At 59.1% G+C, this 13965-nt stretch carries 9 protein-coding genes and 1 tRNA gene; 5 read left to right on the forward strand and 5 right to left on the reverse strand.

The window, feature by feature from the left end; genetic code table 11:
• Positions 1-130 precede the first annotated feature (130 nt).
• From AAAX59_RS04800 to AAAX59_RS04820, 5 genes are all read right to left on the reverse strand, one after another.
• A complete protein-coding gene (locus AAAX59_RS04800; protein ID WP_349070898.1) occupies positions 131-949 on the reverse strand; it encodes a sugar transferase in 819 nt (272 codons plus the stop codon).
• 66 nt (positions 950-1015) lie between these two features.
• On the reverse strand, positions 1016-1561 hold the full coding sequence (loaP, locus tag AAAX59_RS04805; protein WP_349070901.1) for an antiterminator LoaP: 546 nt from the start codon (positions 1559-1561) through the stop codon (positions 1016-1018).
• 783 nt (positions 1562-2344) lie between these two features.
• Positions 2345-2420, reverse strand: a tRNA-Ala gene (locus AAAX59_RS04810).
• Between the two features lie 129 nt (positions 2421-2549).
• Complete coding sequence (locus tag AAAX59_RS04815) at positions 2550-3215, reverse strand: thiamine diphosphokinase (protein ID WP_349070903.1); 666 nt, start codon at positions 3213-3215, stop codon at positions 2550-2552.
• Between the two features lie 9 nt (positions 3216-3224).
• Entirely contained in the window at positions 3225-3914 is a 690-nt protein-coding gene (locus AAAX59_RS04820; RefSeq protein ID WP_349070904.1) for an HAD family phosphatase, read from the reverse strand.
• 331 nt (positions 3915-4245) lie between these two features.
• Between AAAX59_RS04820 and glgB the strand changes: the two genes are divergently transcribed.
• The 5 genes from glgB to glgA all read left to right on the forward strand — a co-directional run bounded on the left by glgB (position 4246) and on the right by glgA (position 13757).
• Positions 4246-6516 carry a 1,4-alpha-glucan branching protein GlgB gene (gene glgB, locus AAAX59_RS04825; protein WP_349070962.1) on the forward strand — a complete coding sequence of 757 codons (2271 nt, stop codon included), beginning with the start codon at positions 4246-4248 and terminating at the stop codon, positions 6514-6516.
• A 94-nt stretch (positions 6517-6610) separates the two neighbouring features.
• A complete protein-coding gene (locus AAAX59_RS04830) occupies positions 6611-9037 on the forward strand; it encodes a glycogen/starch/alpha-glucan phosphorylase (protein WP_349070907.1) in 2427 nt (808 codons plus the stop codon).
• A 105-nt stretch (positions 9038-9142) separates the two neighbouring features.
• A complete protein-coding gene (locus tag AAAX59_RS04835) occupies positions 9143-10291 on the forward strand; it encodes a glucose-1-phosphate adenylyltransferase (RefSeq protein WP_035138263.1) in 1149 nt (382 codons plus the stop codon).
• A gap of 4 nt (positions 10292-10295) precedes the next feature.
• Positions 10296-11423 (forward strand): glucose-1-phosphate adenylyltransferase subunit GlgD, encoded by a 1128-nt coding sequence (glgD, locus tag AAAX59_RS04840; RefSeq protein ID WP_349070910.1) that lies wholly within the window; start codon positions 10296-10298, stop codon positions 11421-11423.
• A 90-nt stretch (positions 11424-11513) separates the two neighbouring features.
• Positions 11514-13757 (forward strand): glycogen synthase GlgA, encoded by a 2244-nt coding sequence (gene glgA / locus AAAX59_RS04845; protein WP_349070913.1) that lies wholly within the window; start codon positions 11514-11516, stop codon positions 13755-13757.
• Positions 13758-13965 lie beyond the last annotated feature (208 nt).

Consider the following 13965-nt stretch of genomic DNA (forward strand, 5'->3'; position numbering starts at 1 on the left):
TTATCAGTTTTGACCGCATTCAAACCTCCAAAATAGACTAATGCCCGGGAGCAAATTCAAATTGCCCCCGGGCATTATCGTCCCAAATCGGAAAAATGCTATATGTCAATTTTGGTCTAACAGAGCCTTATTATTTTCCCCTCCTCATCGCCTTGAACGTTTTGACGAACACGCGGGCGTCAAGTCCAAGCGACTGATGACGAACGTAGAAGAGTTCACGGGCCTGTCGCTGACCACTCCCCCAAGTCGAATCATTACGATCCGTTGCGGCCCACCAGCCAGTAATGCCCGGCTTACAAGCAAGAACTTCGTCGCGAGCGTCACCGTACTCGTAGGTTTCTTCGAGCGTCACAGGCCTTGGTCCAATAACGGATAAATCCCCTATAAGAACGTTGATGAACTGCGGCAATTCGTCGAGTGAGGTGTGACGTAGAAAACGACCAACGCGCGTAATGCGTGGGTCATCGTCAACCTTTTGTTCGCGCTGCCATTGCGCCAACTGCTCGGGAGTCATGTACTTCTCAGGGTGCTCGTGAGCGTCAGAGACCATGGTTCGGAGTTTGAAGATATAGATAGGCTTGCCGCCCTTACCGACTCGCTTTTGGCGAAAAAACGGCTTGCCGGGAGAGTCAATCTCTATGGCGATGCATGCGGCTATGACGGGGATAGCCAATACCACACAGACGCCAGCAGAGAACACGATGTCAAAGGCTCGCTTGAAGGCAAAGTAGCCTGGCCCACCTTTCTTGGGAGCAGCAGCATTGGGATCGGCAGCGGGTGCCTTATAGCTTCCTGTCGCTACGAAACCTTGCGCCGGAGCAGGGTTCTCGACGGGAGGCGGAAATTCCGTCGCCACAGGAGCATGAGAGCCATTCTGCCGATCAATGACTTGACCGATCATTGACGTATCACAAGGAACATCAGTTATATATTCAGTTTTATCCGACATGTCCTCTTCCAACACTTCGTCCCCGGGTCGGGGATCCTTCCTATTCTGTGTGGCGACCATCTGCAGCTAGGCGATCGCCTTTTTAAGGTTGCGCATGACGCGCTGCTCGTTTGAAAGAACGGCAAGGCCAACGCGGGTGGTTACGCGCCGGCCGCACAGATCGAGCTCCAGATAAGCAGTGCTTTTGCGTCTGTTAATGGTTTTGATAAGGCCTTCGTGACCCAGCAGCGGGCCTGCCGTAACTACGACCTGGTCTCCGTCTTTAAGGGCTTCGCTCATGGGCACTACGCGGTCTCCCCTATGCGTAAAGCTGCCAATAAGCTGGACCTCTTCTTTTGCCAGCGGCACAAACTGACCGTCTTGGGAAAGCACCCGGGCAAAGTCGTCCATGCGCAGCAGATACTGTTGCACGGTGCGGGGATCTGCCGTATCGCAGATAAGATAACCGGGAAAGAGCGGCTTGGTCGTATTGACCCATTCGCCGTGTACTTTGATCTCGGTTTGAAATTGGGGATAAAAGAGCTCCTGCATGGCACCAGCCGGCACCATACGCTCAATGCGCTCGCGCAATACGTCTTCGCGACCGTTAATGACCTGGATCACATACCACACGAGCACCACCCCCTTGCTGTCTTACGTGTGGCTCACGGGGTTTGGGTATGGCTTCGCCAGGGCGCTTGTGCGCGAAGGCGCTCCATATTCAAACCCTGAGCCCAGTTAGACAAGCACGTGGCTCTGCCCCACCGTGAACGGTATGTATAAGTGCAGTTGCTAGAGACGCGGACGTGTATCGCAAAATAACCGCGTCCCCAGCTGGCTGCGTGCGAGCCAGCCAAGCGGGTACAAAACTGGACCGCACGCAAACAGCTGTAGGACTGCTGTGGTTTGCCATAACAAATTATACCTTCTAATGCGAACTTATAAATAGCCGCAAAAGCAAGTGCAAAACGTGCATGGCAATCGATATTGGAGCTCGTGGTTTTTCTAACACCGCCGTTACGGCCGGATGCTGATCGACCCTGCGCTTTGTGACTTGCTGGAGCCGTGAACACAGTTGAACTCATGTAACGTTAGGTATCCTAGCACAAGCTGGTAGCGAAACTGATTTGGGCTGCGTTGGACAACATTTCGTTCATTTGACGTGCTTAAGGGGGTTGTTTTGGGATGTTGTTCACGTTGGCGCAGGTTATTTGTGGTGCTGGCAATAATTGGGAGCATTCCTGAAGCCCAACTGAAGCAGCGAGCTGCACTGGTAATTGCGTTTGGATAACAAACTATGTACAGACATGGGAAATAAATTGTGCAACTATTTGTTGATGTGGGTATGGGTTTGTGGCGCGAGGTATTTTGGCATAAAAAAGGCCTTCGGAATTCCGAAGGCCTTTACATTCACTATGGTGGAGACGAGGGGGATCGAACCCCTGACCTCTTGACTGCCAGTCAAGCGCTCTCCCAGCTGAGCTACGCCCCCGTGACGAGGAGATACTATAGGGGAAGTTGGCGCGACGTGCAAGAACTTTTTTGAGTTGATTATCTTACTTACGGGTTTTCCTGGGACGGGGCTGAATTGACTAATTTTGACTTCGGCAAAATTAGTCAATTAACCCACCGTCCCGATAAAACCCTCACGCAGCAAAAACGCTATCGCGGTTCCTTGGTGAACGTCTATTTTAGCTGTTCCTTTTACGACGTTGCTAATGCCCGTGTCGGCCAACAAGCCCAGGGGGCTGTGATCTAGTTCCCACTCTAGGCCGTGCTCGCTTACAACCGTCCCAGGGGCTATGGCGATGATGGAGAACGTCTTGTCCTCGGCACCTTCGATGGTCCATGATTCGCCGGCGCGAAGGATGCGGGCCGTGGTCTCGTCTTCAGCAATCCAGACCGGGGCATCCTCATAGCCAGCGAGCAGCCCCAGTACGGAAAGCGCCATATCCGGACGGCCGCCGGTGGCGCAGGTTGCTATCACTTCGGCACCTGGCCAGCGACGTCGGACGGAATCGAGCGCCAACGCCAGATCGGTATAGTCCTTGTACGGGTCGTGGCGCTCTACCTCAAAGGCTTCGGCGGCATCGACCAACGCACGGCCTGCGTCGCTCACCGTATCGGCATCCCCCACATACACGTCGCAGCCCAGGCCGGCGCCCAGCAGCGCGTCGAGCCCGCGATCCACGGCGACAACGTGGTCGCACTCCCCCGCTAGCCTACGCAACAGATCCGCGCTTGCAACCACGGGCGAGCCGCAGACCACTAATACCTTGCAAGTCACAGCCCTCGCCTATCCCTCAAATGCAAGCACGCGAGCCAGATCAAGCTCCTCGTAGCTGTCGATAAAGATATCGCAGTTGGCGTGCACGTCGTCGCGCTTCATGCGGCCGTGTGGGTCATAAATACCTACACGCTTAAAGCCGGCGACTCCAGAGCTCTTAAGGCCAAAGACCGCGTCCTCAAACACCCAAGCGCGCTCAAACTTGCACCCGTGGCGCTCCTCCAGGCGGCGCAGCGCCAGCTCGTACGCATCGGGGAACTGCTTGGAGCGTCCTGCCTCACCCGTCGTGGTAACAAACTCCATGTACGCGTCAAGCCCGGCACCAGCGAGCGCGGACTGCACCAGCTCGGCCGGCGTGGACGTAGCCACGCACATGGCAACGCCCGCCGTTTTCGCCTGCTCCAAAAATGCAAGGAGTCCCTCGCGCGGCGGCACCTTGGAGTAGCCATCGATCAGGATGTCGCCCAGCTCGCGATACAGCTCCTCACCATTCGCACCAATACCCCACGTATCGTGGTAGGCCTGGCACTCGTCCTCCAGCGAAAGATGCTCAAACTGGGCAAAATCATCGACCGTCACGTCAACTCCGTGGCGGTGCAATAACTCGGGCTGGGCATAAGCCCAAACGGGGGTGCTATTAACCAGTGTGCCGTCGCAATCGAAAATAAAAGCAACGTTGGAGGCGGCGGTCTGGAACATAAACGAACCTTTCAATGTCAAATGGTAAACATCCTGCTAAAAACGTTTTACCAAACGTCAGACTAACAATCTTGAAACCCTAATTGGTAAAACTGTCAAGAGTTTTACCACGGCAATTCTGCCAGTGGTCTAAACATGGCGCTTACCGATTAAACGCCGCCCTAAAACCACTTTCCTTCATAAAAGTAACGTACAGGTGTTATCGTAGTTTCTGCCGAAAGTTCCACCGAGCACGCGAGGTGGAACGAATCATAGAACTATCGCCGTCCCTTCGATTCGTGCAGCCTTGGACCTTTCGCATCTAGTCACCAAGGCAACACGCTGCCGCGTCATGATGGGATCAAACGTGAGCGATACAAAGCTAAAGCCAGCAACCAAAAAGCCCGCTACCCGTAAAGCCGCCCCGCACGCGCCGGAACTCTCTAAGGACGATGTCTATCTGTTTGGCATTGGCATGTGGGAGCGCAGCTGGGAAAAGATGGGCGCGCACCCCGACACGCAGAACCGCACGCGCGGCTGGCGCTTTTGCGTTTGGGCGCCCGACGTAAAGAGCGTCCATGTCATTGGCGAATTTAACGATTGGAATGAGGAAGCCAACCCGCTGGTGCCCGTGCATACGAGCGCTATTTGGGAAGGCTTTATTCCTGGCGCCGAGCAGGGCCAGCTCTATAAGTATCTCATCGAGACAAACGAGGGAGAAAAGCTCTATAAGGCCGATCCGTATGCCTTTAAGGCCGAGTGCCCTCCGGGTACCGCCAGCGTGCTGTGGACCCTCGACGGCTATAAGTGGAACGACGCCGCGTGGCTCAAGCGCCGCGCCGGTCACAACCACATGTCGCAGCCGCTCAACATCTACGAGGTGCATATTGGCTCGTGGAAGCGCCACGGCGACGCGCCGCAGGGCGAGCCGGACGAGTTCGGCAACTACCCCGGTCCCATGGACCCCTTCCCCGCGCAGCGCGGCGAGTTCTACACCTACGACGACCTGTCGGTGGAGCTCGTGGACTACGTGCGCGACATGGGTTACACGCATATCGAGGTCATGCCGCTCATGGAGCATCCCTTCGATGGCTCCTGGGGCTACCAGACGACCGGCTACTACGCCGCCACGTCGCGCTACGGCAGCCCGCAGCAGCTCATGCACTTTATCGATGCGTGCCACGAGGCAGGCATTGGCGTGATCATGGACTGGGTGCCCGGCGGGTTTTGCGCCGACTCCCACGGCCTTGCCACTTTTAACGGCCACATGCTGTTTGAGCACGAGATTCACCCCAACTGGGGCACGCACAAGTTCGACTTCGCCCGTGGCGAGGTCCGCTCCTTCCTGGTCTCCAATGTGCTGTATTGGCTCGAGAACTTCCACGTTGACGGCATTCGCATGGACGGCGTGTCCAGCATGCTGTATCTCAACTTTGGCATTGACGATCCGGGGCAAAAGAAGTTCAACAAGTACGGAACTGAGGAGGACCTGGACGCCAGTGCGTTTATCCGTCAGGTCAACTGCGCCGTGGAGGCCCACTTCCCCGACGTGATGATGATGGCCGAGGAATCCACTGCGTGGCCGCTCGTGACCTATCCGCCGCAGGACGGCGGCCTGGGCTTCCACTACAAGTGGGACATGGGCTGGATGAACGACACCCTGCACTACATGCAGACCGATTTTCCGTGGCGCCCCGGCAACCACGGGCTGCTCACGTTCTCCATCATGTACGCCTTTACCGAGAACTTCATCTGCCCGCTGAGCCACGACGAGGTCGTACACGGTAAGTGCTCGCTGATCGGCCGCATGCCGGGCGACTGGTGGCGCCAGTTTGCCGGCCTGCGCACGCTGGCTTTCTACCAGATGACGCACCCCGGTGCCAAGCTCAACTTTATGGGCAACGAGATCGGCCAGTTTATTGAGTGGCGCTACTACGAGTCCATCCAGTGGTTCCTGACCGAGGAGTACGAGACCCACCGTCATCATCAGGCGTTTATCAAGGCGCTCAACCACCTGTACACCGCCGAGCCTGCCCTGTACGAGCGCGGCTACACCGACGACGGCTTTACCTGGATCGACGCGGACAACTCCAAGCAGTCCATCGTGAGCTTTGTGCGCCAGGGCGAGGACGTCGATGACGACCTGGTGATCCTGATCAACTTTGATCCGGCGAGCTACGAGAGCTTCCGCGTGGGCGTGCCGCGCGAGGGTGACTGGGAGGTCATCTTTGATTCTGACCGCCCCGAGTTCGGTGGCAGCGGATACGCCGGTGAGGAGCCCTACACCTGTTCGAGCGAGCCCTATCCCTGGAATGGACAGATGGACTCCATTGAGATTAAGGTGCCCGGTCTGGCAGGCGTGGTGCTTAAGCGCCGCGGTCCCAGCAGCTATAAGCCGCCCGTGGTCGAGGAGCCCAAGGCTGCGCCCAAAAAGCGTATGTCTTCGGTGAAGCCCAAGCCTGCGGCTGCTAAGAAGGCTCCGGCTAAGGCCAAGGCTACGACGACCAAGGCCAAGGCTGCCGCAAAGCCCGCTGCTAAGGCCGCAGCCAAGAAACCGGCTGCCAAAAAGGCCGCTACCAAGGCCAAGTCTGCTTCTGTTAAGCCGTCTGCCAAGAAAGCGTAACAAAGCCGTTACAGCTGTAATTACCCGCCCCGCGGGGGCGTAGGATGTAAGTCATAACCGTTCCGGGAGAAACATCCCCGGCGGAAAGGAACGTATGAATAAGATCTTCGACAACAAGCAGGAGTTTACCGAGCTCTATCGCGATGCCGTCATGAGCATCAGCGGCAAGAGCGTCGAGGCCGCCAGTGACCTCGACCGCTTTAACGCCCTGGCCAAACTCGTGGCCGAGAAGGCGCGCACCGTTGCCACCAAGAGCGACGCCCGCGTCACCGCCGAGGGCAAGAAGCGCGTGTACTACTTCTCGATCGAGTTTTTGATCGGCCGCCTGCTCGACAACTACCTGCTCAACTTTGGCGTGCGCGACATGGTCGCCGAGGCGCTCGAAGACATGGGCTTCGACCTGTCCGTCATCGAGAACCAGGAGCCCGATCCGGCTCTGGGCAACGGTGGCCTGGGCCGTCTGGCCGCATGCTTCCTGGATTCCATGGCAGCCGAGGGCATTGCCGGCTACGGCAACGGCATGCGCTACCGCTACGGCCTGTTTAAGCAGGAGATTGTCAACGGCAGCCAGGTCGAGGCCACCGACGAGTGGCTCACCCACGGCTATCCCTGGGAGGTCCGTCGTCAGGACAAGGCCGTGACCATCAAGTTCGGTGGCCGCGTCGAGGGCTTTGAGGAGAACGGCCGCACGTTCTACCGCACGGTGGACACGCAGGACATCCTGGCCGTCCCATATGACATCCCCGTTGTGGGCTATGCCGGCGAGACCGTCAACAAGCTGCGCGTCTGGGCCGCAGAGCCGGTCGAGGAGCACTTTGACCTGGAGGCCTTCAACCGCGGCGACTATGCCCTGGCCGATGCCGAGCGCGCCGAGGCCGAGGCCATCAGCGCCATCCTCTACCCCAACGACGCCGGCGAGCACGGTCGTCTGCTGCGCCTGAAGCAGGAGTACCTGTTTGTTTCGGCCGGCATCTACAGCCTGCTCGACACCTTTGAGAAGGAGCACGGCGCGAACTGGGAGCTGCTGCCGCAGTTTGTGGCCATCCACACCAACGATACTCACCCCGCCATGTGCGGCCCCGAGCTCATGCGCATCCTCATCGACGAGAAGAAGCTCGAGTGGGATGACGCCTGGAACATCGTGACGCAGGTCGTGAGCTACACCAACCACACCATCCTGCCCGAGGCCCTGGAGAAGTGGCCCATCGGCACGTTCTCCAAGCTCCTCCCCCGCGTGTACCAGATCATCGACGAGATCAGTCGTCGTTGGCACGAGTCTTTCGACACCACGCAGGAGGGCTGGCAGGAGCGTCTGCGCCAGACCGCCATCCTGTGGGACGGCGAGATTCGCATGGCCAACCTGTCTGTGATCTGCAGCCACAGCGTCAACGGCGTGGCCAAGATCCACTCCGACATCATCAAGAACATCGTGCTCAAGGACTTCTATGCCCTGACGCCCGAGAAGTTCAACAACAAGACCAACGGCATCTCGCACCGTCGCTTCTTTGCCGAGGCCAACCCCACCTACGCCAGGCTCGTGACCGAGGCCATTGGCGATGGCTGGCTCAAAGACGCCTTTGAGCTTGAGAAACTCAAGGAGTTTAAGGACGACACCGAGTTCCTGAAGGCCGTGGGTGCCTCCAAGCGCGCCAACAAGGAGCGTCTGGCCGCCTACGTCAAGGCCGAGACCGGTCTGGTTATCGACCCCAACACCGTCTTCGATGTCCAGGTAAAGCGCTTCCACGCCTATAAGCGCCAGCTCATGAACATCATGAAGGTGATGGACATCTACAACCGTCGCATCGCCGATCCTAACTTCCACGTGACGCCGACGACCTTCATCTTTAGCGGCAAGGCCGCCTCGAGCTACACCTTTGCCAAGGAGACCATCCGCCTCATTAACTCCGTGGCCGACGTCATCAACAACGATGCCCGCGTCAATGAGGTCATGAAGGTCTGCTTTATCCCCAACTTCCGCGTGAGCAACGCCCAGCTCATCTACCCCGCCGCCGAGATCTCGGAGCAGATCTCCACGGCCGGCAAGGAGGCCTCGGGCACGTCCAACATGAAGCTCATGATGAACGGCGCCATTACGCTGGGCACCCTCGACGGCGCCAACATCGAGATCGCCGACCTGGCCGGCCGCGAGAACGAGGCCATCTTTGGCCTGACCGCTCCCGAGGTCGAGCAGCTCTGGGCATCCAACAGCTACTTTGCGTGGGATACCCTCAACGGCGACCGCGAGCGTCTGGGCCGCGTTATGGACGAGCTCAAGGACAACACCTTTGCGGGTCTTTCGGGCAACTTCGAGAGCATCTACAACGAGCTCATGAACAACAACGACCCCGATCTGGTCATGGCAGACTTCCGCAGCTACGTCGACGCCTGGGAGAAGCTCACGAACAGCTACGGCGACCAGGAGACCTGGAACCGCAAGGCCCTGCTCAACACCGCCTCCTCGGGCTGGTTCTCGAGCGACCGCACCATTCGCGAGTACCGCGACGAGATCTGGCACGCGTAAAGGCGCGCGAACTCCCTTTGCCGCACGGCATTACTCGACGGGCGTGACAGTGCGCCGCGCCCGTCGCTAATGGGTTAGGAACATCGATGACAGAAGGAGAAATCGATGAGTAAGAAAGAATGCATCGCGATGCTCCTCGCAGGAGGACAGGGCAGCCGATTGGGGGCACTCACCCAAAAGATCGCTAAGCCGGCGGTTAGCTTTGGTGGCAAGTTCCGCATTATCGACTTTTCGCTGTCCAACTGCTCCAACTCGGGCATCGACACGGTGGGCGTTCTGACGCAGTACCGTCCCTACCTGCTGCATGCCTACGTGGGATCCGGCGAGGCGTGGGATCTGGACAGCCGCGACGGCGGCGTATCGATCCTGCCGCCGTACGAGACACAGACCGGCGGCGCCTGGTACGCGGGCACGGCAGACGCCATTACGCAGAACCTCGACTACATCAAGGCCAACGACCCCAAGTACGTCCTGATTCTTTCGGGCGATCACCTGTATCGCATGGACTACCGCAAGATGCTCAAGACGCACATTGAGAACAACGCCGACCTCACGGTGAGCGTTATGCCCGTGCCGTGGGAGGAGGCCAGCCGCTTTGGCATCCTGACCACCGACCCCGAGGACGGCCGCATCACCAAGTTCACCGAGAAGCCCGAGAAGCCCGATTCGAACCTCGCTTCCATGGGCATTTACATCTTCTCGGCCGACGTGCTGATCGAGGCGCTCGAGGAGGACGCTCTGGACCAGCGCTCGAGCCACGACTTTGGCAAGGACATCATCCCCAAGCTGCTCGGTGAGAACAAGCGCCTGTACAGCTACGAGTTCCACGGCTTCTGGAAGGACGTCGGCACCATCGCCAGCTTCCATGAGACCTCGATGGACCTGCTGGGTAACAACCCCGAGTTCGATCTGTTCGACAAGAACTTCCCCATCATGTCCAACATCACCACGCGTCCGCCGCACTACATTGGCCCGGACGGCCGCCTAGACGACTGCCTGGTCTCCAATGGCTGCAAGATCTACGGCACCGCTCGCCACTCGATCCTTTCGACCGATGTCATCATCGAGGAGCGCGCCGTGGTCGAGGACTCCGTGCTGCTGCCGGGTGCGCACGTTAAGAGCGGCGCGCACATCTGCCGCGCTATTTTGGGCGAGAACTCCACGGTCGAAGAGGGCGTGAAGCTCGGCTCTGTCGATACCACCAAGGATACGGCCGTCGTTGGAAATGACGTCGTTATCGGGAAGGGGGAATGATCCGATGATCAATCGCAAGGCCATCGGTTATATCACCGCTAACTACTCTTCGACCTACGGCAGCGTGCTGCTCAAGGACCGCCCCATCGCATCCGTTCCGTTTTTGGGCCGCTACCGCCTGATCGACTTTCCGCTGTCCAACATGATGAACGCCGGCATCAAGACCGTCGGCGTCGTCATGCCGGGCAACTACCGCTCGCTGATCGACCACGTGGGCTCGGGCAAGGACTGGGGCCTGGACCGCAAGAAGGGCGGCCTGTTCATGGTGCCCGGCAACGCGTATGGCACCACCAAGGGCGGCATGCGCTTCTTGCTGCGCGACATCATCTCCAACAAGACGCTGTTCCAGCGCTCGGAGAAGCCCTATGTCGTGATGATGGGCACCAACATCATCTTTAACATGGACCTCAACACCATCATCGAGGCGCACGAGAACTCCGGTGCCCAGATGACCGTGGTGTACTGCAAGGCCACGCGCAACGTCGATGACGAGACCAAGCTCGAGATTAACGAGAACGGCCGCCTGACGGGCGTGAGCGCCGGCGTCGTGTACGGCGACAACGCCTCTATGGACTGCTGCATCGTCAACCGCGATACGCTGCTCGAGATTATCGACCACTACCAGGCCGCCGACTATCTGGACCTGCTCGAGGCACTCCAGGGCGACTTTGGCAACATCGACGTGTGCAGCTACGAGTACAAGGGCGAGGTCGTGGGCGTGTTTAGCGAGAAGTCGCTGTATCGCCGCAGCATGGACCTGCTCGACCAGACCGTGGCCGACCAGCTCTTTGACCCCGAGCGCCCGATCCTGACCAAGGCTCACGACGTGCCGCCTTCGCGCTATGCGACCGGCAGCCACGCCTGCAACTCGATCATCTCGGCCGGCTGCATCATCAAGGGCACCGTGCGCAACTCGATCCTGTCGCGCGGCGTCGTGGTCGAGGAAGGCGCTTCGGTGACCAACTCGATTATCAACCAGAGCTGCATCATCAAGAGCGGCGCCCGCGTCGAGAACGCCATTCTGGACAAGAACAACGTGGTCCCCACCAACACCGAGCTTCGCGGCACGCCCGAGAACATCCTGGTGCTGGGCAAGGCTCCGTTAACTTCCGACACCACCATCGTACGTTAACGTTGGCACCGCAACATCGCTCGTAACATGTAGAATAGCCGCCCGGTTCGCGCCTGGCGGCTATTCTCGAATAACAACATGGGAGACAATATGGCAGATTCCAGCAAAAAGATGCAGATCGTGTTTGCCTCGGCCGAGTGCGCACCGTTTGTAAAGACCGGTGGCCTGGGCGACGTGGCGGGCTCGCTGCCTGCGGCGCTCGTGCGCGCCGGCGCCGAGGTCATCGTGATGGTGCCCAAGTACGCCACCATCAAGGACGAGTACAAGTCCCAGATGGAGCACTTCTCCGACTTTTACGTGAGCCTGGGCTGGCGCAACGAGTACTGCGGGCTCGAGAAGCTCGAGCACGACGGCGTCACCTATATGTTCATCGACAACGAGCGCTACTTTGCGCGCGACTATCCGTACGGCTTCTTTGATGACGGCGAGCGCTTCGCGTTCTTCTCCAAGGCTATCACCGAGAGTCTGCAGCACCTGCCGGCCGGTTTTGAGTGCGACATCCTGCACTGCAACGACTGGCAGACCGCACTGGCGCCCGTGTTCTTGCGCGAGTTCTACCAGGGCCTGCCGCTGTACGACCGCGTCAAGACCGTGTTCTCGATCCACAACGTGGCGTTCCAGGGCCAGTTTAGCGACACCGTGATGGAGGACATCCTGGGCGTGGCGCATATTCCGGCGGCCGCCTCGCAGCTGCGTTGCGACGCCTGCAGCATCAACTACATGCTGGGCGCGCTGCGCTATGCCGATGCCATCACCACGGTGAGCCCCACCTATGCCAACGAGATCCAGACGCCCGAGTTTGGCGAGGGCCTGGACGGCGTGCTGCGCGAGCGCTCCTATGCGCTGCAAGGTATTTTGAACGGCATTGACGTGGCAGGCTTTGACCCGGCGACCGACAAGCGCATTGCCGCTAACTACACGGTTGATGACCGTTCCGGTAAGGCAGTGTGCAAGGCCAAGCTGCAGGAAGAGCTGGGACTCGAGGTTCGCGACGACCGTCCACTTATGGTGATGGTCACGCGCCTGACGCGCCAGAAGGGCTTGGATCTGGTCATGTACGCGCTCGACCGCATTTTGGCCGGAGGCGTGCAGGTGGCGGTGCTGGGCACCGGCGACCGCGACTACGAGGACGGCCTGCGCTACTTCCAGGACAAGTACCCCGGCACCATGGCCGCGCGCATCGAGTTCGATCCGGCGCTGTCGCAGCGCATGTATGCTGCCGCCGACATGTTCCTGATGCCGTCGAAGTTTGAGCCCTGCGGCCTGTCGCAGATCATCGCCATGCGCTACGGCACCCTGCCCATCGTGCGCGAGACCGGTGGCCTGAAGGACACTGTGATCCCGTACAACGAGTTTACCGGCGAGGGCACGGGCTTCTCGTTTAGTAACTTTAACGGCGACGAGATGGGCGACGCCGTGTTCCGTGCGGCACGCCTGTTCTGGGACAACCGCGATGCCTGGAACCAGCTGGTCACGCAGGCCATGAGCCAGGACTTTAGCTGGACGCGCTCGGCCGACAAGTATCTGGACCTGTACTTCTTTATGCATCCGGAGATTGAGAGGCCTGCGGCTGTTGTCGACGAGACTGAAGCTGTTGCTGAGCCGGTGGCCGCTGAAGAGCCCAAGGCCAAAGAGAAGCCGGTTGAGGCTGAGCCCGCAAAGGCCGAGCCTAAGGTGAAGGCTGAGGTTGCTCTTGAGGCAGAGGACGAGGTCAAGCCCGCTGCAAAGCCCACAGCTAAGAAGACCACGACCCGCAAGACGACCACTAAGAAGGCTACGACGACCAAAGCTGCCGCGACTAAAACAACGGCTGCCAAGACAACGACCACGCGCAAGCGCACGACCGCCGCTGTCAAGAAGACCGCCGAGGCCGAGGCTGCTCCCGAGGTAAAGGCCGAGGTCGCTGAGGCCAAACCGGCCGCCAAGGCTCCGGCAAAGACCGCTGCCAAAAAGACGACCACGACTGCCAAGAAGGCAACAGCTGCCAAGAAGACCACGGCAACGAAGTCGACGGCCGCCAAGGCTACTGCGACCAAGGTCGCTCCGAAGGCTGCCGCAAAGCCCGCCGTCAAGTTCGAGGAGACGCCTGCCGAGCCCAAGGCCGAAGCAGCTGTCGAGGCCAAGCCGACCGCCAAGACCACCACGCGCAAGCGCAAGACGACGGCCAAGAAGACCACGGCAAAGGCTGCCGCTCCGAAGGCTACGGCAAAGGCCGAGCCTAAGGTCGAGCCCGCCAAGAAGGCCCCGGTCTCCCCCGTCGCCGCGACCGAGGAAAAGGCTCCGACCAAGAAGACTTCCGTCCGCAAGGCAACGGCCACCCGCAAGCGCCGCTAATCCAGACGATCCAAAACCTCATCAAACCCTAAGCAAGGGGCGCTCCAACCGGGCGCCCCTTCTCTGTAGGTAGTGGTAAAACGATTTTCTAGGACAACCGTTCGCCGATGGTAAACGGATGTTGTTTATACACCCTGTGTACTACAGATATACTTACATCTTAGGCGTAAAACCCATGGCCCGCAGGCCATGATTCTATTGAACTGGA

The sequence above is a fragment of the Collinsella sp. CLA-ER-H2 genome, assembly GCF_040092405.1.
In the GTDB taxonomy this organism is placed as follows: Bacteria; Actinomycetota; Coriobacteriia; order Coriobacteriales; family Coriobacteriaceae; genus Collinsella.